Below are 23062 nucleotides of genomic sequence, written 5' to 3'. Positions count from 1 at the left end.
GCGCCCGGTCAGTCCCGGCCCTCCGGCCGGTCGAGCCACGCCTGCAGGCCGTCGAGCAGGCGGTCCAGCCCGAAGTCGAAACCGTCGTCCTGGAGCCTCTCCATGTCCATGCCCTTGTTCTCCGTCCAGAGCGCCACGTAGCTGTGATAGTCGGCCTCAAGGCTCCGGATGTAGGGCTCCAGCTCCGCCACGAGCTCGTTCGGGCTCTTCTCGGCGCGGGCCGAGGCTGCGCGCATCGCAACCTCGGTCATCGCCGAGCCGACGGCGTGGGAGGCCAGCATCGAGCTGGCGAACGCCAGCTCCTCCCCCGCGAACCCGGCCGCCGTCAACGCCTTGATCATCCGATCGCTCATCCGCATCGCGTTGGGGCCGATGGCGGGCAGGACGCCGAGCACGCCGATCATCCACGGGTGGCGCAGGACCGCGGAGCGGTACTCCCGCGCGCTGGCGCCGGCCGCCGTCCGCCAGCCGACCTCGGCGGCGTCGGGGATGTCGATCTCACCCATGACCTTGTCGATGGCCAGCTCGAGCAGCTCGCTCTTGTTCCTGACGTACCAGTAGGCGGAGGTCGCCCCGGCCCCCAGCCGGGCGCCGAGCCGGCGCATGCTCATTCCGTCGAGGCCCTCGGCGTCGAGCAACTCGATCGCCGCCGACACGATCTGGTCCAGGCTCAGCGTGGGCTGCCCCCGCAGCGACCTCGACGGGCGTATCCAGACCGAGGTGGCGATGGGATCGGTATCTCGCGCCATTCCCCGTCCTTACGCGATGAGCGATCTGCGTTTCACCAATTCAGACTACCTTCCATCACACGCTGTACGATGACATCGTACGCCGTATGAGTAGTCAAACAACGTGCGAGTGGAGACACCGTGTCATCTCCTCAAACTGAACCGACGACCCCCGACCCACGGCGTTGGTGGATCCTCGCCGTCCTGTCCCTGAGCCTGTTCGTCACCGTCATGGACAACGCGGTGCTCACCGTCGCGATCCCGTCGCTGATCCGCAGCCTGAACACGAGCATCGCCGACGTGCAGTGGGTCCTCGACGCCTACATCGTGGTGTTCGCCGGGCTGCTGCTCACCGCGGGCGGCCTGTCCGACCGTTACGGCCGGCGCCTCTGCCTGATCATCGGGCTGGTGCTGTTCGGCGGCGCCTCGATCCCCACCGCGTTCGCCTCGACGACCGGCCAGCTCATCGCCTCCCGGGCGCTCATGGGCGCGGGCGCGGCGTTCATCATGCCGGGGACGCTGTCCATCCTCACCACGGTCTTCGACGAGGAGGAGCGCAAGAAGGCCATCGCGATCTGGAGCTCGGTCCTCATGCTCGGCGCGCTGGGCGCGCCCCTCCTCGGCGGCGTGCTGCTGCAGCACTTCTGGTGGGGGTCGGTGTTCCTCCTCAACATCCCCATCGCCGTGGTGGCCGTCGTCGCCGCGCTGCTGATCATCCCCGAGACGCGCGGCCCGTCGAACCGTCCCGACATCCTCGGCTCGGTCCTGTCCATCGTCGGGATGGCGGCGCTGATCTACGGCATCATCTCCTCCCAGCGTGACGGCTGGTCGTCCGCGCCGACCATCGTCGCCATCGTGCTGGCGGTCGGCGGGCTGGCCGGCTTCGCCTTCTGGCAGGGCGCCGCGTCGTACCCGATGCTGCCGCTGAAGCTGTTCCGCAACCGCAACTTCGTCGGCGCCAGCATGTCGCTCGTGCTGGTCGCGCTCTCCTCCGGCGGGCTGCTGCTCGCGCTCACCCAGTTCCTGCAGTTCGTCCTCGGCTACAGCGCGCTGAAGACCGGCGTCGCCTTCATCCCCCTGATCATCAGCGCGGTCGCCTTCAACGGCCTCGGCGTGATGATCAACAAGAGGTGGGGCGCACGGGCCGCCATCGTCACCGGGCTCGTCCTGCTGTCGGCGGGCTTCGCGCTGCTCGCCCTGGTCTCTCCGGGCGACGGTTACCTGAAGCTGGTCTACGCGCTCGTGGGCATCGGCGCCGGCAGCGGTACGGTCGGGCCCGCGGCCTACGCCACGCTGCTGGGCGCGCTGCCGCCCGAGCGGGCGGGTGTCGGCTCCGCCGTCAACGACACCGTCTCGCAGACGGGCCAGGCCCTCAGCGTGGCCATCCTGGGCACGGTCCTGACGGCCTTCTACGCCGCCAAGCTGCCCCACAACATCACCGGAAAGGCGCGCGACTCCATCGGAGAGGCGCTGGTGACCGCGGCGGCCCGCCACGACGCCGGCCTGGCGCGCGCCGCGCAGCGCGCCTTCGTCGACGGCATGGGGTCCACCGCGGTCGTCGGGGCGATCGGCATCCTGGCCGCGGCGCTCCTCGCCATGACCGTGCTGACACCGCACCCCGCCACGGCCGAGCCGGCCACCGCGGAGACGGTGGACAGCGGCGTGAGCTGACACCCGGAGGGCTCCGCGGCGGAGCCCTCGACCACGTCCCGAGGGGCCGGCGCCGGATGGCGCCGGCCCCTCGGCGTACGGACATCCTGCCGGCGTCTGGGACCGCCACCACGGGCGTGCCGGACCTGCCACCCTCCCCTGACGCGAGCGGCCGCGGGATCGCGGCGATACGGGGCGACCTCCCCGCGGCGCCGATGAACCCGCCGCCTCACCCGCGCGATGCGACCCGGCCGCCCCTTCGCACACGTTTGGCGTGCCTTTAGGGCAGGGGCCAACGATGGGAGTAACGGATCTTGAGGAGGGTGCTCGATGCACGACCTCGACGACAGGGCCCCGCGGGCCGCGGCCGTCGGCACGGCCCCTGGGCGAGGCGCACCCGGATCGCCGGGCAGCCGATGAAGGGGATCATTCTCGCGGGCGGCAACGGCACCCGATTACAGCCCCTTTCGCTCGTCAGGTCCAAGCAGCTCGCCCCGGTATACGACAAGCCGATGATCTACTATCCGCTGTCGATGCTCATGCTCGCCGGGATCTCCGACGTCCTGATCATTTCCCGCCCGGCCGAGCTTCCGCTGTTCCACAAGCTCTTCGGCGACGGCGGCAGGCTGGGGATGTCCATCGTCTACGCGGGGCAGGACGAGCCACGCGGGATCGCCGACGCGTTCCTGGTCGGCGCCGACCACATCCAGGGCGAGGACAACGCGCTGATCCTCGGCGACAACCTCTTCCACGGCGCGAACCTGCCGTCCCTGCTGCGGCGCAGCGCCGCGCGGCTGAACGGCTGTGTGCTGTTCGGCCACCAGGTCGCCGACCCCGAGCAGTTCGGCGTGGCCGAGGTGGACGAGGACGGGAAGCTGGTCGCGATCGAGGAGAAGCCGGCCGAGCCGCGCTCCAACCTCGCCATCCCCGGCCTCTACTTCTTCGACGGCGGGGTCGTGGACGTCGCCAAGCGCCTCGCCCCCTCGCCCCGGGGCGAACTGGAGATCACCGACGTGCTCCGCGCCTACATGGACGAGGGCCGGGCCGATCTGATGTGGCTTGGCCGGGGCGTCACCTGGCTGGACACCGGCACGCACGAGTCGCTGCTGGAGGCAGGGCTGTTCGTGCGCGACGTCCAGCGACGGCAGGGCACACGGATCGGGTGCGTCGAGGAGATCGCCATGCACATGGGCTTCATCAGCCCCGACGACTGCTACCGGCTGGGCACCGAGATGGCCGCCTCGCCGTACGGACGGTATCTGATGGATTGTGCCCGCTTCTACAAGCGGCTCCCCGCGTCAGCGCGAGCCACCGAGGACTGGTGAATGAACATCCTCGTGACCGGCGCCGCCGGTTTCATCGGCTCCACCTACGTGCGCACGCTCCTGGGGCCCGACGCGGCCGGCATCTCACGGGTGACGGTCCTGGACCGGCTGACCTACGCCGGGACCGTCGACAACCTCGACCTCACCGAGCCGCGGCTGCGGTTCGTCTACGGCGACGTGCGCGACGCACGCCTGGTCGGCGAGCTCATGGCCGAGGCGGACCAGGTCGTGCACTTCGCGGCCGAGTCCCACGTGGACCGCTCGATCGCCGCAGCCAAGGAGTTCGTGAGCACCAACGTGCTGGGCACACAGACCCTGCTGGACGCGGCCCTGCGGCACGAGGTGGAGACCTTCGTGCACGTCTCGACCGATGAGGTCTACGGCTCGGTCGAGACCGGGTCGCGGGCCGAGAGCGACCCGCTGGACCCCACCTCGCCGTACGCGGCCTCCAAGGCCGCCTCGGACATGGTCGCCCTCGCCTACCACCGCACCCACGGCCTGGACGTCCGGGTCACCCGGTGCACCAACAACTACGGCCCGCGCCAGTTCCCCGAGAAGATCATCCCGCTGTTCATCACCAACCTGCTCGACGGTCACGACGTCCCGCTGTACGGCGACGGCCTGAACCGCCGCGACTGGCTGCACGTCGAGGACCACTGCCGCGCGGTGGACCTGGTGCGCGTGGCCGGGCGGCCCGGCGAGATCTACAACATCAGCGGCGGCACCGAGCTGAGCAACCGCCGGCTCACCGAGCTACTGCTGGCGGCCTGCGGCGGCGACTGGAGCCGGGTCCGCCACGTTCCCGACCGCAAGGGCCACGACCGGCGCTACTCGATCCAGGACGACAAGGCCCAGACCGAGCTCGGCTACCGGCCGCGGCACGACGTCGAGCGCGGCCTCGCCGATACCGTGGAGTGGTACCGGCGGAACCGCGACTGGTGGGAGCCGCTGAAGCACCGCGAGCCCGAAGCGAGCGTCGAACATGCGGTCTGACGACGGCGCGCCCGTCCCGATCGGCGTGCTGGGCTGCGCGGACATCGCGCAGCGCCGCATGCTGCCGGCCCTGTCCGCCGCCCCGGGCGTCCGGCTCGTCGCCGTCGCCAGCCGGGACCCGGCGAAGGCCGCCGCGTTCGCCGGCCGGTTCGGCTGCGCCGCCGAGCCGGACTACGACGCGCTGCTCGCCTCCTCCGCGATCGAGGCCGTGTACGTGCCGCTGCCCGCGATGCTGCACGCCGGATGGGTCGAGCGGACGCTCACGGCCGGCAAGCACGTGCTGGTCGAGAAGCCGCTCACCGGCGACCGCGCCGACACCGAGCGGCTGCTGCGGCTCGCGCGCTCACGCGGCCTGGTGCTGATGGAGAACGTCGCGTTCCCCCACCACTCCCAGCACGCCACCGTGCAGAAGATGCTCGCCGACGGCGTCGCCGGCGAGCTGCGCGGCTTCACCGGCACCTTCACCATCCCGCCGCTGCCCGAGGACGACATCCGCTACCGGCCGGACGTGGGCGGCGGGGCGCTGCTGGACATCGGCATCTACCCGATCCGCGCCGCGCTCCACTATCTCGGCCACGACCTCGACGTCACCGCCGCCGTCCTGCGCCTGCACGGCGCGACCGGCGCGGTGGTGTCCGGGCGCGTTCTCGCCTGCACTCCCCGGGGCACGACGGCCGACCTGCACTTCGGCATGGAGCACTCCTACCGCGCGAGCTGTGAGTTCGCCGGGAGCGGTGGCCGCCTCCTGCTCGACCGGGCGTTCACGCCGCCCCCGGCGTTCCGGCCCGTGGTACGGACCGAGCGGCAGGACCGCTACGAGGAGATCACGCTGCCCGCCGACGACCAGTTCGCGAACGTCATCGCCGGCTTCGCGCTCGCGGTGCGCACCGGCGAGGCGGTCGACGCCCACGCCGAGGCGAGCCTGCACCAGGCCCGCATGGTCGCCGCGGCCGAGGAGAAGGCCCTGCGCTTCACGGTCTGAGGTTCGATCAGGCCCGTACGGTCAGGGCGTCCGCCGCGAGCGCGTTGAGGCAGGCGAGCAGCGTACGCGCCTGCACGCTCACGTAGTGGCCGTGACGGGCCATCTCGGCGAGCTGGCCGTGCGACACCCAGCGGAAGCCGGGCGGCGGCACCAGCGGCGCCGTGCTCTCGTCGGCCTCCACCACCAGGTACCGGCTGACCGCGTTGAGGAACCGGCCGCCCTCCTCCGAATGCAGCGCCGAGTAGCGGACCCGGTCCGGATCCGGGGCGGTCACCACGTCGAGGAAGGCCGGCCGCTCGCCGGCCGGCAGGTGCGCGTAGTTGGCGGGCGTGCACTGGACGGTGGGCCCCAGCTCCACCGTGTCCAGGAAGCCGGCCTCCGGGCAGGCGCGTACGAGCGCATGCGGGACGCCCTCGATCTCCCGGGTCAGGAACGCCACGATCCCCTCCCCGAGCGGCTCGAACAGCGGCTGCGTCCACTGGGCGACCTCCCGGTTCCCCGCCTGCACCGCCACGGCGACGACCCGGAAGTACCGCCCGTGCTCGTGGTCGATCGACGACGCCCCCCGCACCCAGCCGGAGACGCCGGACAGCGGGCCGCACTCGGCACGGACGATGTGCGCGGACCGCATCGCGGCGAGCCAGGACAGCAGGTCGGTGTCGGAGTGCAGGGCGCGCGGCGTGCAGTCGGCGGACAGGCCGGCCAGGACCGACCGTGAGTCCATGTTGATGAGGTTGTCGTGCCGCATCAGCTCGGAGATCTGGCCGAGGGTCAGCCAGCGGAAGTCCTCGTGCGGCGCCACGTCGCCGGACACCTCGACGATCATGTTCCGGTTGCGCTTTCGGTAGAACCAGGAGCCGTGCTCGGACTGCAGGACGTCCGACAGCACCCGGCCGTTCTCCGCCTTGATGAAGTGCTCCAGGTGGCGTACCGCCGCGCCCCGGTGGACCCCGGTGTAGTTGCTGCGGGTCGCCTGCACGGTCGGGGAGAGCTGGAGCAGGTTCGGGTTGCCCGGCTCCATCTTCGCCTGCATCAGGAAGTGCAGGACCCCGTCGAACTCCCTGGCCACGATGCCGAGGATGCCGACCTCCGGCTGGCGGATGATGGGCTGCTGCCACTGGGCCGTGCGCGGGTCGCCGACCTCCACGCGCAGGCCCTCGACCGTGAAGAACCGGCCGCTGCGGTGCACGAGGTCGCCGGTGCCCTCCTGGAAGGACCAGCCGTCCAGCGCGTCGAACGGGATGCGGTCCACCGCGAAGCGTGTGGCCGCGCGCCGCCCGGCGAACCAGGCGTGGAAGTCGTGCACGTCGCCCGACACCCCGTGCCGGGCGGCGGCCGACCGGGTGATGCGCGCGGGCAGCGCGCCGTCGCCGCGCTCCCGGGTCAGCGGCGCGATCACCGGTGGTCCTCCACGAACTCGGTCACGGAGGCGATCACGTAGTCGATCATCTCGTCGGTCAGGCCCGGGTAGACGCCCACCCAGAACGAGTGTTCGGTGACGACGTCGCTGTTGGTCAGGTCTCCGGAGATCCGGTGTTCACGGCCGATGTAGGCGGGATGCCGGGTCAGGTTCCCCGCGAAGAGGCGCCGGGTGCCGATCTTGCGCGTCTCCAGGAAGTCCACCAGCGCGGCCCGCCCGAACGGCGCGCCCGGCTCCACCGTCAGCACGAACCCGAACCAGCTGGGGTCGCTGCGCGGCGTCGCCTCCGGCAGGATCAGCCACGGCAGGCCGTCGAGCCCCTCGCGCAGCCTCCGCCAGTTGTGCCGCCGCGCCGCGCAGAACCGGTCGAGCTTGTCGAGCTGGGTCAGGCCCAGCGCGGCCTGGAGGTCGGTCGACTTCAGGTTGTAGCCCACGTGGGAGAAGATGTACTTGTGGTCGTAGCCGTCCGGCAGCGTGCCCATCTGGTAGCCGAACCTCTTGTGGCAGGTGTCGCTCTCCCCCGGCTCGCACCAGCAGTCCCGGCCCCAGTCCCGCATCGACTCCACGATCCGGGCCAGCACGAGGTTGGAGGTCAGCACGCAGCCGCCCTCCCCCATCGTCAGGTGGTGCGCCGGATAGAAGCTCACCGTGGTCAGGTCGCCGAACGTGCCGGTGAGCCGCCCGTCGTAGGTGGAGCCGACCGCGTCGCAGTTGTCCTCGATCAGCAGTAGCTCGTGCTCGTCGGCGAGCTGGGCGATCTCGGCGACCGCGTAGGGGTTGCCCAGCGTGTGCGCCATGATGATGGCCCGGGTGCGCGGGCCGATCGCCTGGGCGACCCGGTCCACGGTGGTGTTGTACGTGGGCAGCTCGACGTCCACGAAGACGGGCACCAGCCCGTTCTGCAGGATCGGGTTCACCGTGGTCGGGAAGCCCGCCGCGACCGTGATCACCTCGTCGCCGGGCCGCAGCCGCCGGTCCTGGAGCAGCGGCGAGGTCAGCGCCGACATCGCCAGCAGGTTGGCCGACGACCCGGAGTTGGTCAGGTGCGCCTTGCGCTGTTCGAGCCGCCGGGCGAAGTCGCGCTCGAAGCGGCGCGACAGCGCGCCGGCGGCGATCCGCATGTCCAGCGCGGCCGCGACCAGCGCCGCCCGGTCCTCTTCGTCCAGCACGGCCCCGGAGGGCCAGATCTCGGTGACGCCGGGCACGAAGCCCCGCGCGTTCTCGGCGTCCTGGTGGTATTTGCGAACCTCATCGAGGATGTGCTCGAGCCGTTGGCTCATCTTCGGTCCCTTCGGCCGGCTGCACCGCCGGCACAGGTCGTACGACCGGCACCCCCACGGCCGTGAGGAGGTCGCGCATCGACTCCGCCAGGGTGCGGCGCGGCGTCCAGCCCAGCGTCCGGCGTGCCCGGCCGATGTCCAGTCGCTGCCACTGCGCGTCCGAGCGCGTGTCCCGTGCGACCGCCTCCTCCACGATCCGGACCGGGCGGCCGCTCAGCGAGATCATCAGCTCGACCAGGTCGCGGACGGGCACGGCCGCACCGCCGCCGATGTTGATCACAGCTCCGGCGACCGCGCCGCGAGGGGCGTCCGCGGCGGCCAGCACCGCGTCGGCGACGTCACGTACGTCCACCAGGTCGCGATGGGCTCGCAGCGGGGCGAGCCGGAGTTCGTCGTCCCCCGCGGCCAGGTGCCCGGCCACGATCCCCGGAAGGCTGACCTTCGGCGTGCCGGGCCCGCACGCCACGGAGACCCGCAGCGCCACGCCGTCCACGCCGTGCTCATCGGCGGCCCGTACGACCGCCTGCGTGCCCTGGAGTTTCGTGCGCCCGTACGCGGTCGCCGGCGCCGGCGGCCAGTCCTCGTCGATCGACACGCCCGCCGGAACCGGCCCGTACTCATAGGCGCTGCCCAGGTTGACGAACCGCGGCCGCTCCGGCAGTTCGGCCAGGACCTCGGTGAGCCTGCGGACCAGCTCGGCGTTCAGCTCGGCCATCTCCTGGCCGGTGCCGCCCCAGACCGCCCCGGCCGCGTTCACCACGGCGTCCGCCCCGGCGCACAGCCGCCTGAGCTCGGGCCGCCCGGCCCGCACGAGGTCGAGGGCCACGCCGTCCCGCGCCTTCCGCGACACGGGCGAGACCCGTGCCCCGGCGGCCGCGAACGCGGCGCAGACGTGACGTCCCAGGAAACCCGAGGCGCCCAGCACCACGACCGAACGAGACGCCGTCGGCGTCACGCGTCGCCGTTCTTGTACAGGGCCTGCCAGAAGTAGCTCCACGGCACGCCCCGGGCGTCCGCGACGCACTCCCAGGCATCGCCCGGCCGGTACGCGGCGATGTAGTCCGGCACCGCCGCCGCCACCGCCTGGTCGTCGAAGATGTCCAGCACCTTGCGCAGCGGCCCGGTGCTGAGCGCCTCCTCGACCGCCTCGCGGCCCTTGAAGTGGCCGTCCAGCTTGCGGTCCAGGAACTTGCCGACCGGGTTCTTGACGTAGAACGCGGCGCACTTCTCGTCGATCAGCTCCAGGTAGTCCTGGACCGTCTCGGGGGTCATCTCGGTGAACGAGTGGATGTTGACGCACAGGTCGAAGCGCGGCGCCTCGAGCACCTGGTCGATGTCCCGGACGTCGACGAACCGCACCTTGGCGTAGTCGGCCTCGTCCAGCACCTCGCGGAGGTAGGCCCGGCTGAGCGTGAGGGTGTTGGCCAGGTCGACGATCCAGTACTCGGCGGCGTCGTGGTTGGCCAGCATCGCATGGCAGGTACGCCCGTACCCGGCGCCGATCTCCAGCACCCGGGCCCCGCCCAGCCCGACCTGGCGCTCGATGAAGCCGAGCTCCTGGACGGCCTGCAGGTAGTCCAGGCACACCGGCTCACCGTCCACGCGTACGGTGAGCGGTTCGCCGATGTCGCGGTTGCGGATGTTGCGCAGCCGCTTCCAGTCCGCCTCGCCGAGCCCGATCGCCAGGTTGTAGACGAACGTCTTGAGATACCGCACCCCATTCGCCTCGGGGCTCCAGAGCGCGATGTTGTAGTTCCGGTTGTCGGACTTGAAACTCGTCAGATCAACTGCCGAATCCTCGGTGACCCAGTGCTGCTGGATTCGCTCCCACTGCGGACTGGCTTGAAGATTGCGAGCCATCTCATCCCTCTTCGCCCGGATCACGACCGACGCCATCCACGTATCTGCTGACGCTTGCAGCATCCGTGACGGGGCTAAAGAAAAGCTAAATCCAGTGGACGGGGTGCCCCTGAATCCGGCACCGAGAACAGGGGTACGGTCGGCCGAGAAGCCGTCCTAGACTTATCGATATGCGCGTACTGTTCACGTCTTTTCCGGGTAATACCCATTTCTTCAACAGCGTGGCGCTGGCCTGGGCATTGTGCGCCGCGGGTCACGAAGTACGCGTGGCCAGCGGGCCGGAGCTGGTGGACACCATCACCCGTACCGGCCTGACGGCGGTCCCGGTCGGGTCGGCCGAGACGATCAAGGAGAAGACCCAGCGCGCCATGGAGGAGCGGGACCACGGGTCCATCGAGCAGTGGCTGAAGCAGGCGGGATCGCCGCAGTCTCCCCTGGCCAAGACCCAGGCGCCCCTGTCCGGCTGGGAGAACCTCAGCCGGCTGTACGACGTGGCGATCGTCCCCGGGGCGAGCGTCATGAACGACTCGATGATCGATGACCTCGTGGCGTTCAGCCGCTGGTGGCGGCCCGATCTGGTCCTCTGGGACGCGGCCAGCTACGCCGGTTCGATCGCCGCCGCGGCGACGGGGGCGGCCCATGGGCGGGTGCTGTACTCCCACGACACCGACGCCACGATGCGGGCCGAGTTCGTGCGGCTGAGGGACCTGCAGCCGCCCGGCGACCGCCGGGACCCCCTGCGGGAGTGGGTGACCGGGTGGACGGAGAAGTATGAGCTGGAGTTCTCCGAGGACCTGTTCAACGGCCACTTCACGATCGACCAATTGCCGCCCTCCTTCCGCGTCGACACCGCCCTGCACTACCTCTTCATGCGCTACGTCCCCTACAACGGACCGGCCGTGATGCCCGAATGGCTGTGGAGCACCCCGGCCGTGCCGCGGGTCCTCATGACGTTCGGGCTGTCCGGGCGGGACTGGAGCCACCAGCAGGTCATGTCGATCGAGCGGATCCAGAAGACGCTCGACGCGATGGCCGACCTCGACATCGAGCTGGTGGTGACCCTGCAGGACGAGCTGCGCGACCAGCTGTCACGCATTCCCGGAAACACCCGGGTCGTCAACTTCGTCCCGCTCCAGTGCATCGTTCCGTCGTGCTCGGTGGTGATCCACCAGGGCAGCCCAGGAGGGTTCAACATCTCGCTGCTGCACGGGGTGCCGCAGCTCGTGATCAGCATCGCCCCCGACGCGCACCTGAAGAGCGAGCACCTGGACGAGTTCCAGGCGGGACTGGCGATCCCGCCGGCCGAGGTGACGGCCGCGAAGATCCGCGACGGCGTCGTACGGCTGCTGGAGGACCCCGCCTTCCAGGCCGGCGCCCAGCGGGTGCGGCAGGAGATCCTCGGCCAGCCGAGCCCCGGCGAACTGGTGCCGGAGCTGGAGCGGCTGGCGGCCCGGTACCGCCGCTGAACGGCGGGCCACCGCGGAAGTCGAGAGGGCCGGCGCCATTGGCGCCGGCCCTCTTGACGTTGCGGATTACTGCGTCACGCCCTCGCTGGCGCGGTCATATTCCTCGGCGAGGTGGCTCGCGAGCTGAGCCGGCGTCGGATGATCCACGATGGTGACCAGCGGGATCTCCATGTCGGTAATCTTCATCAGGTTCTTCGTCAGCTCGATGGCGGACAGGGAGTTCAGCCCGAGTTCGAGAAAGTTGCTGTCCTCGTCGATCGAACTGAGCGACAGGAGCGCCGCCGCGTGCGTACGGATCGTCTCCTGAAGCAGCCGCTTACGCTCTTCCAGGTCGCCGCTCGCTATCGAGCGCCGAAGTTCTTCCTCATTCACGTCGAAATCACCATTACCTTCATTCCGCGACAACCGTTTCGCGATCCATTGCGTAAATGTCGTGGACCCTGTCGTCTCCCTTCTCGCCCTCCTCTCGGCTCTCTCCCTCCGGGGTCGCCGGCACGGCGTCGTACAGCCAGTACCGCTCGCGCTGGAACGCGTACGTGGGCAGCGGGACCGTACGGGGCGGCGGCTCGCGGTCGAGCAGCCCGGCCCAGCCGACGTCAGTGCCCATGGTGTGCAGCCGGGCCAGGGCCTCCAGCAGCGTCCGTTCCTCGGAGCGTTCGCCGCCGAGGACCGGAAGCGTCACCGGAGGCCGCTCGCCGGCCGGCACGGCCGGGCAGGGGCCGAGTTCGAGGAGCACGTCCGCGCCGCCGGAGACGGCGGCCGGTTCCTCGGTCCGGCGGACCCGCTCGGCCCAGTACTCGGGCTTGGCGATCCGCTCGTCCGCGGGCTCCCCGCCCGCGACTACCGGAACGCGCGGAGGCACGCAGTCCGGCCCGCCGCCGGCGGACCCGGCGGCCAGCCGGCACGCGTCCGCCAGGCCGAACACCCCCGCCGCGTACGCGGCGGCGATCTCGCCGGACGAGTATCCGATCACCAGGTCGGGGCGCAGCCCGGCCGTCTCCAGCAGCCGTACCAGCCCGGCCTGCAGCGCGAACAGTGCCACCCGCGCCTCGGCGTCCTGGAGGTCCGGGCGGCCATCGAAGATCATGTCGCGCGGCGGGCACTCTGGCAGCTCCCAGACCTCGTCGACGGCGGCGGCGAAGGCGGGGAACCGCTCGTACAGCTCCGCGCCGGCGCCCGGCGCAAGGTTCTCGCCGCCGAACACCCAGGCCGTCCTGCCACCCCGGGCCGGCGCGGGCGCGCCGTCCGCGACCGCACGCAGCCCCGCCGCCAGGTCGTCGCGGTCGTCGCCGACGACGACCGCGCGGTGCTCGAACACCGACCTCGTCGTCGCGAGCGACCAGGCCACGTCGGCCACGGGCGGCTCCGGGTGCTCGGTCACATGCGCCGCCAGCGCCGCGGCCTGTGCCCGCAGGGCCTTCTCGCTCCGGGCCGACACGACCCACGGCACGACGCGGCCCGGCACGTCGCCGGCGCGCTCCGCGGGTGCGGGCGCCTCTTCCAGGATCAGGTGCGCGTTGGTTCCGGACACGCCGAACGAGGACACCCCGGCCCGGCGGGGATGCTCGCCCTCGCGCCAGTCCGCGGGCTCGGTGAGCAGTTTCACCGCGCCCGCCGACCAGTCCACGTACGGGTTGGGCCGGTCGATGTTCAGCGTGGCGGGCAGCGTTCCGTGCCGCATCGCCATCACCATCTTGATCACGGACGCGGCCCCCGAGGCGGCCTGTGTGTGCCCGATGTTGGACTTGACCGAGCCCAGGAGCAGTGGCCGATCCGACGGCCGGTCCCGCCCGTACGTGGCGAGCAGCGCCTGGGCCTCGATCAGGTCTCCCATGGCGGTGCCGGTGCCGTGCGCCTCGACGGCGTCCACGTCGGACGCGGACAGCCGGGGGCCGTCCAGCGCCTCGCGGATCAGCCGCTGCTGGGTCGGGCCGTGCGGGGCGGCGAGCCCGCCGCCCCCGCCGTCCTGGTTGACCGCCGAGCCGCGGATCACGGCCAGTACCGGGTGGCCGGCACGCCGGGCGTCGGACAGCCGCTCCAGCAGCATCACGCCCGCGCCCTCGCCCCACACCATGCCGTCGGCGGCCGCCGCGAAGGGTTTGCAGCGGCCGTCGGGGGCGATCATGCCGGGCTGCGCCGCGTACTCCACGAACAGGCCGGGGGTCGCCAGGATGGTCGCGCCGCCGGCGAGCGCGAGCGTGCACTCACCTCGCCGCAGCGCCTGACCGGCCAGGTGGATGGCGACCAGCGACGACGAGCAGGCGGTGTCGACCGTCACCGCCGGTCCCTCCAGGCCGAGCGCGCGGGACACCCTGCCGGAGGCGAGGCTGCCCGAGATGCCGTCGCTCAGATGCCCGAGGACACCGTCCGGCGCGCCGTCCAGCCGGGAGTGCCACGAGACGTAGTCGTGGGTGGTGAGGCCGGCGTAGACGCCGGTACGGCTGCCGCGCAGCGTGTGCGGGTCGATGCCACCGCGCTCGACGGCCTCCCAGGCCAGCTCCAGCAGCAGCCGCTGCTGCGGCTCGGTCGCCAGCGCCTCGCCCTCGCTCATCCCGAAGAAGGAGGCGTCGAAGTCGAGCGCGTCGTAGACGAAGCCGCCGGCTCGTTCGCCCGAGCCGCCGAGCGCGTCGACGTCCCAGCCGCGGTCGGCCGGGAAACCGGAGATCGTCTCCTCGCCCTCGGCGACCAGCCGCCACAGCTCCTCCGGTGACCGCGCGCCGCCCGCGAACCGGCAGGCCATCGCGACGATCGCGATCGGCTCCCGGTCCCTCGACTCGTACTCCTCCAGGCGCTGCTTGGCCTGGTGCAGCTCGGCGGTGGTCCACCTCAGGTAGTCGACGAGCTTTTCTTCGGTCGCCATGCTGGGCCCTCTCTCCGGCTAGGCGGTCGGAACGCTCTCATAGGCGCGCAGCCGTACGATGTCGAGTTCGTCGGAACGCAGCGGCGGCCCGGTCAGCTTCGGGTAGGGCTTCTCCCGTGCCATCAGGGCGAGGAAATTACTGGACCCCAGCTCGGCCGGTCCGGCGGAGAGGCTGATCACGTCGGTCACCACCTCGCAGACCCCGGGGCTGCCGAGCGACTTGTCGATGATGGAGTCGGCGAAGCGCCGCTGCTGCACGGTGTGCTCGCCGATCAGCCGCGGGTCCGTCGCGTCGATCCGGCAGTTCACGTAGCCGACGTCCTTCGAGGCCGCGAGAATCCATGGGTCGTCCACGGCCGCGCCGATCGCCTCCTGCATCCGCCGGGTCGTGCCCCCGGAGGCCAGCTCCCGGTCCAGCGCGGCGGCGCAGCGCGCCGCCGCGCTCATCCCGTGGCCGTAGACCGGGTTGAACGCCGTGAGCGAATCGCCGACGACGATCAGGCCCTCCGGCCAGCCATCGTGCCGTTCGGGATACAGGCGCCGGTTGGCGCCGGAGTGGGAGCGGAACACGGGGGTCAGCGGCTCTGCCGAGCCGATGAGGTCGGCGACGAGCGGGTGCCCCAGCCGGGTCTGCGCGAACGCCTGGAACTCGTCCTCGTGCGCGGGCAGCGTCCCGCCGCGGGTGCACGACAGTGTGACGAGCCACCGGTCGCCTTCCACCGGGTACACCACGCCGAAGTGGCCGGGTTCGCCCTCGCGGTGGAAGGCACCGACGTTGACGGCGGGAAACGCGGTCGTCGCGCCGGGCGGCGCCGCGAAGAGCCGGGTGGCGTACCCGATGCCCGCGTCGACGACGTCCTTCTCAGGAGGGGCCACTCCCAGCGACGACAGCCAGTGCCGGAGCCCGGAGGCACGGCCGGTGGCGTCCGCCACCAGGTCCGCCTCGACGGTGGTGGTCTCGCCGCTGTCGGCGTCGCGCACCCGTACGCCGGTGACCCTGCCGCCGTCGCCGCACAGGTCGACCACTTCGGCGCCCTGGTGCACGCTGATACGGCCCGCCGACAGCACCTGGTCGCGGATGGTCCAGTCCAGGAGCGGACGGGTGCACAGGATGGCGAACTGGGTCGGCGGGAAGCGATGCTGCCAGCCGCGTACGGTCAGCGTCACCTGGTCGCCCTGGAAGCCGATTCGGCGCGCGCCGGCGCCGAGCAGCCGGCCGGTCGTGCCGGGCAGCAGTTCGTCGATCACGCGCGCGCCGTTCGACCAGAGCAGGTGGGCATGGTGCGCCTGGGGTACGCCACGACGGTGTTCGGGTCCGTCGGGGAGGACGTCGCGCTCCACGACGGTGACCGAGCCGGCGTGACGGGCCAGCACGTGCGCCGTCAGCATTCCCGCCAGGCCGCCGCCCATGACGACCGCATGTGTGGGTCGGCTCATCTGCGCCATACTCCGTCTCTTTCGCCTTACATACGTCTTCGCGGCTAATATCGTCCACTCCACTAAAGCGTGACTAATACATGATTTGCGCTTCCCCGAATAGGGGGTCAAGGGGGCTGTAAGGGGTGGCCGCCCAGCAAGACATGGGAGATGGTGCGAACATGACGACGAATGACGACACGAAACTGCGCTCCGTCGTAATTGCGGAGGAGAAAAAGCCCACCGACTCGCACGCGATCGGAAGCTATTACGATCACGGTATTTTCGACGTGATGGCCGAGCTCTGGGACGGCAATCTCCATTACGGCCTATGGGACGACGAGAACGACGAGCGCAGCTTCGACGAAGCCGCCATAGAGATGACCGACGAGATGATCCGCCGGCTCGACCCGAAGCCCGGCGACCGCATCCTCGACGTGGGCTGCGGAAACGGAACGCCGGCCCTCCAGCTCGCCAGGGCACGCCAGGTCGAGGTCGTGGGCATCTCCGTCAGCGCACGTCAGGTCGCCCGCGCCAACGAGCGCGCCCGCGCGGCCGGCGTGGCCGACCGCGTCTCATTCGAGCAGGTCAACGCGATGGACCTGCCGTACGAGGCAGGGTCGTTCGACGGCGCCTGGGCGCTGGAGTCGATGCTGCACATGCCGGACAAGGTCCAGGTCCTGTCGGAGGTGGCACGCGTCGTACGGCCCGGCGGCCGTATGTCCATCGCGGACATGATCTACATCGAGCCCGAGGACGGCCCGGTGGATCTGAGCAAGCGGTACAGCACGATCTACGCGACGCTGACCCCGCTGGATGAGTACAAGGACGTGCTCGAGCGCGCCGGCCTCGTCGCGGACAACATCCGGGACGTCACCAAGGAGACGTTCCCCACGAACGCCGCCTTCGCCGCGGGCCTGCGGTCCCGCCGCGACCAGTTCGTCGAGATCCTCGGCAACGAGGGGTACGAGCTGCTCATCGGAAACCAGGAGAGGATCGCCCGTATGCCGGAGCTCGGCTACGTGCTGATCACGGCGCGGCGGCCCTGAGAGACGTCCATGCCTGAGGCCGGAACCCAGGATCTCTCCATCCCGGCGACCGACGGCGTGCGACTGCGCGTGCGGCACCGGCCGGGCACGCGGCGTCCGGCGTTCCTCCTGCTGCACGGCCTCGCGTCGAACGCCCGGCAATGGGATGAGGTCGCCGACCTGCTCGCCGCGGAACACTTTCCGACGTACGCGGTCGACCTGCGCGGACATGGGGACTCCGACACCCCGGACGCGGGATACGACACCGCCACGGCCGCCTCGGACGTCGCCGCGGTCGCCTCCGCGCTCGGGCTGAACGGCGCCGTGGTGGCCGGCCACTCCTGGGGTGGAAGCGTCGCTCTGCAGCTGGCCGCCGAGCGTCCGGCGCTCGTCGGCGGGCTCGCGCTGGTCGACGGCGGCTGGGTCGACGTGGCGCCGATGATGGTCGAACGCCGGGAGCGCTGGCGCGCCGTGGTCGCCCAGCAGCGCGCGGGCCGCGAGGGCGCCGGCGCCCTCGAAGCGCGCGCCGGTCTGCGCGCGGCCCACCCCCAGTGGTCCGACGCCGCGATCGAGGCGTCAATGGCCGATCTGCGCGAAGGCCCGGGCGGGCTGCTGTTCCCGCGCCTGCCCGACTCCCATTTCCTGTCGATACTCGAAAGTGTGTGGGACGAGCGTCCGCACCGGTGGTACCCCTTGGTCACCGTCCCGGTCATGCTGCTGCCCGCCATCAACCACGAGTCCGTGGCCGGGGGAAAGCAGACCCGGGAATGGGTGGAAGGCGCGGCGCGGGCGCTGCCGGACGCGACCGTCCGGTGGTACGTCGGCGCCGAGCACTACCTCCACAGTGAGCACCCGAAGCGGATCTCGAACGACCTGCTCGATCTGGCCCGCGAGGCCGGGCCGTAGCGACGGGCCCCGCCGGCCCGCGAACTCCTCTCCCTCATAGCGGGAGAGGAGTTTCGTCGTGTTCAGCCCTCGGCGCTCAGGCGTACCGGAAGGGACACGAACTTCCACATATGCTCGCGCCCGTGCCTCAGCTCGCGTTGGTCGACGGCGAGACCGAGGTCGGGGAAACGGTGCAGCAGGCCCTCGAACGCCACCACGGCCTCCTGGCGGGCGAGGGCGGCGCCAAGGCAGAAGTGCAGCCCGTGACCGAAGCCGATATGGCCCTGGTCACGACCACCCTCGCGGGTCAGGTCGAGCCGGTCCGGGTCCTCGAACACGCGCGGGTCGTAGTTCGCCCCGGTGACGATGGGCATCACCACCTCGCCCTTGCGCACGATCTCGCCGCCGACCTCGACGTCCTCGGTCGCGTAGCGGAAGTGCGCGCCCAGCACCGGGTCGCACCAGCGCAGCAGTTCCTCGACCGCGCCGGGCATCAGGTCCGGGCTCTCCTTCAGCAGGGCGAGCTGATCGGGATTGGTGAGCAGGGCCACGATCCCGTTCGTGATGAAGTGCATGGTGGTCTCGTAGCCGGCCACGACCAGCGAGAGGATCGTCCAGACCAGCTCGTTGTCGCTCAGCCGGTCGCCGTCCTCGTCGTGGACCCGGATCAGCGCCGAGGCCAGGTCGTCCTCCGGGTCGGCGCGGCGGCGCTCGATCAGGTCGCGGACGTAGTCGAAGGCCGTCTCCCGGCGCCCCCGGTTGCGCGTGCCCCCACCGGAGACCGCGCCGGCCATCCACTCCCACACGGCGACCCTGAACCGGTCGCGCTCGTCCTCGGGAACTCCCACCAGCTCGCAGATCACGGTGAGCGGCAGCGGAGTCGCGAAGTGCCGGAGCAGATCGACGACGCCGTCCTTGGCGAGCTCCGGCAGGCGGTCCAGCAGCCGCGCGGTGATCTCCTCGACCCTCGGCCGCAGCCGGGCGACCCGGCGCGGGGTGAAGGCCTTGGACACGAGCCGGCGCAACCTGTGGTGGTCGGCGCCGTCGAGGCTGGGCAGGTTGGCCCGCGAGAACGCGACGAACTCCGGCGAGATCCCGCTGGCCAGCTGATACTGCTCGATCCGGTTCGCGGTGTCCGCCATCCCCGGAATGTTGGCCGAGTTCACCACGAACCGCGGGTCGCTCAGCACCGACTTGGCGTCGTCGTAGCGGGTGACCATCCAGAAGGGTTCCACGCCGGGCATGGCCGCACGTACCAGCCGGGTCCGCTCCCGTATCTCGGAGTACGCGGTGAACGGATCCTGGATCAGCGCCGGGCACTGCGGGTTGACCGGTTTCGTGGCCGATGCGAGCACGACCTCCGTGTTCGCCGGCAGCCCGGCCCTGTCCTCGCGCGACATGTCCCCCGGCAGGCGCGCGAGCAGCGCGTCGCGGACGTCGTCGGTGACCTTCTGGAGCTCGATGTCGATGAACCCCGCCTCGCGCAGCCGCGTGACGTAGGCGTCCCTGTCGTACCAGTCGTCGGCCGGTACGGCGCTCCCCCACTCGCCCAGCTCGCGGATCCGCTCCTCGCGCCGGCCGCCGAGCAGGACGACGTCGGCGACGGCCAGCCCGCCGCCGTGGTTCAGCACCCGGTGCGCCTCGCGGAAGAAGCCCATCCGGGTCTCGAAGGCCGGCGCCTGTGCGACCACACGGTCGAACGCTCCCGAGCCGGAGGACAGGTCGGCCGCGGAGCCGAATCCGGCGTCGAGCACCCGGTCGCCGTCCGCGACCCCGGCCGCGCCGGCGAGCAGATCGGCGAGCGGGTCGCGGGCGTCATCGAGGGTCGATTGGTCGGCCATCGCCGGCTCCTCGAAGGTCGTTCCGTCAGGGGGGATCGGCACGGTCACCATTCGACCGGCAGTCTGTGGACGCCGTAGGCCATCGCGTCCTCCTTGATCGGCACCTCGCCGGGCGGCACCGCCAGGCGAAGGCCGGGGAAGCGGTCGAACAGCGCGGGATAGGCCAGGCGCATGACGACGCGGGCGAGCTGCTGGCCGAGGCACCCGTGCACGCCGTGGCCGAAGGCGACGTGGCCGCCCGCGGGCTTGGCGATACCGAAGCTCTCGGGGTCCTCGAACTGCCCGGGGTCACGGTTGGCGGCCGGAAGCGACATCATGACCGCCTGGCCCTTCTTGATCAGGACGCCCTCGATCTCGACGTCCTCCAGCGCCGCGCGCTGCGGGCCGACGTGGCCGATGGTGAGGTACCGCAGGAGTTCCTCGACCGCGTTGTTGATCAGGCCGGGCTCCGCGCGCAGCAGCTCCTTCTCGGCGGGGTGCTCCAGCAGCGCGAACGAGCCGAGCGCCAGCATGTTCGCCGTGGTCTCGAACCCGCCCGCGAACAGGATGTACCCGACGGTGGCGAGCTCCTCGTCGGTCAGGTCGCTGTTCTCGATCAGCCTGCTGAGCAGGTCGTCGCCGGGCTCGCGCCGCTTGCGGCGGATCAGCGGCGGGAAGAACCCGAGCACGGTGTCCAGGGCGTTCCGCGTCTCCTCGACGCCGCTGTCCCAGCGGGACATCGTGGCCACCGCCCAGCGGAAGCCCTCGCGGTCCTCCTGCGCGATCCCCAGCAACTCGCAGGTCACCAGGGACGGAATGGGGAACGCGAAGTCCTCCACCAGGTCGGCCGGCGGCCCCGACTTCTCCATGGCGTCCAGGGACGCCCGCGTGATGTCCGTGATCTTCGGTTCGAGCCGCTTCATCCGCTGGACGGTGAACTCGCCGGTCAGGACGCGCCGGTACCGCGTGTGCTGGGGAGGGTCCTGCAGGTGGAACATGCCCGACACGCTCAGGGTCAGCCGGCCGGCGAACGCCTTGGCCATGGGGAGCTCGACGACCAGGTGGTGGCGCTCGGGCCGGGCGCTGAAACGCGCGTCGCTCAGGATCGAGCGGACGGCCGAATAGCCCGTCACGAACCAGCCCACGTGACCGTCGGCGAACCTCATCGGAATGAGCGGAGCGCTTTCCCGGAAAGTGCGCAGAATCTCCGGTGGGTCGAAAGGACCAGGACGAGCGTCCCGGGGAAACGCGATCGGCGCCTCCGTCACGGGGCACCTCTTGTCATCGGCGTTCTCCATGTGGCAATACTCCGAATCGGCATGGGTCCCCAGGCAGCGCGCCACCGTTTTCTCTCCATGGTCAGCGTCACGGCCAGAGCTAATACCTCACTTACCGGACGCTAAAGCGCAATTCTTCGATCGCAGGACATGGGTTAGGCACGCTTTAGCGACTTCGGCGAGGCTCCGACAAGGCACGTTCGCGGAGAGGAGCGGTCGCCCGCTGATGGCCGACAACGAAGCCAAACTCCTGGACTATCTCAAGCGCGTCACATCCGACCTGCGCCAGACCCAGCGTCGTCTCAAGGACGCCGAGTCGGCCTCGGATGAGCCGATCGCGATCGTCGGCATGTCCTGCCGGCTGCCCGGCGACGTACGGACGCCCGAGGACCTGTGGGACGTGGTCGCGGAGGGCCGGGACGCGATCACCGAACTTCCCGGCGACCGCGGCTGGGACCTCGACGAGCTCTACCACCCCGACCCCGAGCACCCGGGCACCGCCTACGTCCGCGAAGGCGGTTTCGTCCACGACGCCGGGGAGTTCGACGCCGCCTTCTTCGGCATCGGCCCGGCCGAGGCCCTCGGCATGGCGCCGCAGCAACGGCTCGCCCTGGAGGCCTCCTGGGAGGCCATCGAGCGCGCGGGCATCGACCCCCGGTCGCTGCGGTCCGCGCCCGTCGGGGTCTTCCTCGGCTGCGACGGGTTCGACTACTGCCTGAGCGACGCGGAGGTCCCCGAGGGCTCGGCGGGCTACTTCACCATCGGCAACTCCGCCAGCGTCACGTCCGGCCGTGTCTCGTACATCCTCGGCCTGGAGGGGCCCGCCCTCACGATCGCCACCGCCTGCTCGTCCTCCCTGGTCGCCGTCCACCTGGCCTGCGGGTCGCTGCGGCGGCGCGAGTCGACGCTGGCGCTGGCCGGCGGCGTGCACATCATGTCCTCGCCGGCGCCCCTGATCGGCTTCAGCGAGATGCGCGCGCTGGCGCCGGACGGCCGCTCCAAGCCGTTCTCGGCGAAGGCCGCCGGAATGACGCTCGCCGAGGGCGCCGGGGTGCTGGCCCTGGAACGCCTGTCGGACGCGCGCCGCAACGGCCACCGGGTGCTGGCGGTCGTACGGGGTTCGGCGGTCAACCAGGACGGCGCCAGCAACGGGCTCACCGCCCCCAACGGCCCCTCCCAGGAGCGGGTGATCCGGCAGGCGCTCGCGAGCGCACGCCTGCCCGCGTCCGAAGTGGACGCGGTGGAGGCGCACGGCACCGGCACGCCTCTCGGCGACCCGATCGAGGCCGGGGCCCTGCTCGCCACCTACGGCGCGGACCGCCCGGCCGACCGGCCGCTGTGGCTGGGGTCGGTCAAGTCCAACATCGGGCACACCCAGATGACCGCGGGTGTCGCCGGGGTGATCAAGATGGTGATGGCGATGCGGAACGGCGTCCTGCCGGCCACGCTGCACATCGACGAGCCCTCCGAATACGTGGACTGGGAGACCGGCGGGCTGCGCCTGCTGACCGAGGCCAGGGAGTGGCCGCGGGCCGGCCGCCCGCGCCGGGCGGGGGTGTCGTCCTTCGGCTTCTCCGGTACGAACGCGCACCTGGTCCTGGAAGAGGCCGCCGAGGAAGAGTCCGAGCCGGTCGCGCCGGCCGGCGGAGTGCTGCCGTGGGTGGTGTCGGCGCGCAGCGGCGCCGCCCTGCAGGCGCAGGCCCGCCGCCTCCGGGAGCTGGGGACCGCGTCGCCCGCCGAGGTGGGCTGGTCGCTGCTGCGGACCCGCCCGGTCTTCGAGCACCGTGCGGTGATCGCGGGCGCGGATCGCCTGGCGGGCCTGGACGCGCTCGCCGAGGGCGTGGCGCATCCGGACGTCGTGACCGGGGTGGCCGGCGAGGCCGGGCCGGGCCCGGTGTTGGTGTTCCCCGGCCAGGGTTCGCAGTGGGCCGGGATGGGCGCCCGGCTGCTGGAGGAGTCGCCGGTGTTCGCGGCGCGGATGGCCGAGTGCGAGAAGGCTCTGGCGCCGCATGTGGACTGGTCGCTGGACGAGGTGGTCCGCGGGGATGGTTCGGAGCTGTCGCGGGTGGATG

18 protein-coding genes are annotated in these 23062 nt (G+C 71.2%); 8 read left to right on the top strand and 10 right to left on the bottom strand.

Features of this window, described 5'->3' with window-relative positions; all coding sequences use genetic code 11:
- Nucleotides 1-8: 8 nt before the first annotated feature.
- Nucleotides 9-749, bottom strand: a complete 741-nt coding sequence (locus QWU11_RS24150; RefSeq protein ID WP_290116668.1) for a TetR/AcrR family transcriptional regulator C-terminal domain-containing protein — start codon at nt 747-749, stop codon at nt 9-11.
- A gap of 120 nt (nt 750-869) precedes the next feature.
- Here QWU11_RS24150 and QWU11_RS24145 point away from each other — a divergent pair, with 120 nt between their 5' ends.
- The 4 genes from QWU11_RS24145 to QWU11_RS24130 all read left to right on the top strand — a co-directional run bounded on the left by QWU11_RS24145 (nt 870) and on the right by QWU11_RS24130 (nt 5678).
- A complete protein-coding gene (locus tag QWU11_RS24145) occupies nt 870-2399 on the top strand; it encodes an MFS transporter (protein ID WP_290116667.1) in 1530 nt (509 codons plus the stop codon).
- 395 nt (nt 2400-2794) lie between these two features.
- Nucleotides 2795-3703 carry a glucose-1-phosphate thymidylyltransferase RfbA gene (gene rfbA, locus QWU11_RS24140; RefSeq protein WP_290116666.1) on the top strand — a complete coding sequence of 303 codons (909 nt, stop codon included), beginning with the start codon at nt 2795-2797 and terminating at the stop codon, nt 3701-3703.
- Nucleotides 3704-4696 (top strand): dTDP-glucose 4,6-dehydratase, encoded by a 993-nt coding sequence (gene rfbB / locus QWU11_RS24135; protein WP_290116665.1) that lies wholly within the window; start codon nt 3704-3706, stop codon nt 4694-4696.
- Nucleotides 4686-5678, top strand: a complete 993-nt coding sequence (locus QWU11_RS24130; RefSeq protein ID WP_290116664.1) for a Gfo/Idh/MocA family oxidoreductase — start codon at nt 4686-4688, stop codon at nt 5676-5678. Before rfbB ends, QWU11_RS24130 begins: the two co-directional genes overlap by 11 nt.
- 7 nt (nt 5679-5685) lie before the next feature.
- Here QWU11_RS24130 and QWU11_RS24125 read toward each other — a convergent pair whose 3' ends face one another.
- Genes QWU11_RS24125 through QWU11_RS24110 form a run of 4 tightly spaced genes read right to left on the bottom strand, consistent with a single transcriptional unit; the run spans nt 5686 to nt 10238 of the window.
- A complete protein-coding gene (locus QWU11_RS24125; protein WP_290116663.1) occupies nt 5686-7077 on the bottom strand; it encodes an NDP-hexose 2,3-dehydratase family protein in 1392 nt (463 codons plus the stop codon).
- Complete coding sequence (rfbH, locus tag QWU11_RS24120) at nt 7074-8378, bottom strand: lipopolysaccharide biosynthesis protein RfbH (protein WP_290116662.1); 1305 nt, start codon at nt 8376-8378, stop codon at nt 7074-7076. Before rfbH ends, QWU11_RS24125 begins: the two co-directional genes overlap by 4 nt.
- Nucleotides 8347-9333 carry an NAD(P)-dependent oxidoreductase gene (locus QWU11_RS24115; protein WP_290116661.1) on the bottom strand — a complete coding sequence of 329 codons (987 nt, stop codon included), beginning with the start codon at nt 9331-9333 and terminating at the stop codon, nt 8347-8349. The genes rfbH and QWU11_RS24115 overlap by 32 nt, the downstream gene beginning before the upstream one ends.
- Nucleotides 9330-10238 (bottom strand): putative sugar O-methyltransferase, encoded by a 909-nt coding sequence (locus QWU11_RS24110; RefSeq protein ID WP_290116660.1) that lies wholly within the window; start codon nt 10236-10238, stop codon nt 9330-9332. Before QWU11_RS24110 ends, QWU11_RS24115 begins: the two co-directional genes overlap by 4 nt.
- Nucleotides 10239-10408: 170 nt before the next feature.
- Here QWU11_RS24110 and QWU11_RS24105 point away from each other — a divergent pair, with 170 nt between their 5' ends.
- Entirely contained in the window at nt 10409-11704 is a 1296-nt protein-coding gene (locus QWU11_RS24105) for an activator-dependent family glycosyltransferase (RefSeq protein WP_290116659.1), read from the top strand.
- A gap of 66 nt (nt 11705-11770) precedes the next feature.
- Here the strand turns inward: QWU11_RS24105 and QWU11_RS24100 are convergent, their stop codons facing one another.
- Genes QWU11_RS24100 through QWU11_RS24090 form a run of 3 tightly spaced genes read right to left on the bottom strand, consistent with a single transcriptional unit; the run spans nt 11771 to nt 16001 of the window.
- Nucleotides 11771-12109: an acyl carrier protein gene (locus QWU11_RS24100; protein WP_290116658.1), complete on the bottom strand. Its 339-nt coding sequence runs from the start codon at nt 12107-12109 to the stop codon at nt 11771-11773.
- On the bottom strand, nt 12096-14564 hold the full coding sequence (locus QWU11_RS24095; RefSeq protein WP_290116657.1) for a type I polyketide synthase: 2469 nt from the start codon (nt 14562-14564) through the stop codon (nt 12096-12098). The genes QWU11_RS24100 and QWU11_RS24095 overlap by 14 nt, the downstream gene beginning before the upstream one ends.
- A gap of 18 nt (nt 14565-14582) precedes the next feature.
- On the bottom strand, nt 14583-16001 hold the full coding sequence (locus QWU11_RS24090; protein WP_290116656.1) for an FAD-dependent monooxygenase: 1419 nt from the start codon (nt 15999-16001) through the stop codon (nt 14583-14585).
- A 143-nt stretch (nt 16002-16144) separates the two neighbouring features.
- Between QWU11_RS24090 and QWU11_RS24085 the strand changes: the two genes are divergently transcribed.
- Together QWU11_RS24085 and QWU11_RS24080 are read left to right on the top strand one after the other, a co-directional pair.
- Complete coding sequence (locus QWU11_RS24085; protein WP_354670897.1) at nt 16145-17029, top strand: methyltransferase domain-containing protein; 885 nt, start codon at nt 16145-16147, stop codon at nt 17027-17029.
- A gap of 9 nt (nt 17030-17038) precedes the next feature.
- Nucleotides 17039-17914, top strand: coding sequence for an alpha/beta hydrolase (locus QWU11_RS24080; protein WP_290116654.1), 876 nt, complete (start codon nt 17039-17041; stop codon nt 17912-17914).
- Nucleotides 17915-17976: 62 nt separating this feature from the next.
- Here the strand turns inward: QWU11_RS24080 and QWU11_RS24075 are convergent, their stop codons facing one another.
- A complete protein-coding gene (locus tag QWU11_RS24075; protein WP_290116653.1) occupies nt 17977-19734 on the bottom strand; it encodes a cytochrome P450 in 1758 nt (585 codons plus the stop codon).
- A 44-nt stretch (nt 19735-19778) separates the two neighbouring features.
- Nucleotides 19779-20879, bottom strand: a complete 1101-nt coding sequence (locus QWU11_RS24070; protein ID WP_290116652.1) for a cytochrome P450 — start codon at nt 20877-20879, stop codon at nt 19779-19781.
- Between the two features lie 337 nt (nt 20880-21216).
- Between QWU11_RS24070 and QWU11_RS24065 the strand changes: the two genes are divergently transcribed.
- The coding region (locus tag QWU11_RS24065) for a type I polyketide synthase (protein WP_290116651.1) at nt 21217-23062 on the top strand (1846 nt) is incomplete at its 3' end.

Source organism: Actinomadura sp. DC4 (assembly GCF_030406325.1).
Lineage (GTDB): Bacteria > Actinomycetota > Actinomycetes > Streptosporangiales > Streptosporangiaceae > Actinoallomurus.
The sequence above is the reverse complement of the archived record's forward strand: the minus strand, read 5'-3'. Positions and strand labels throughout refer to the sequence as shown.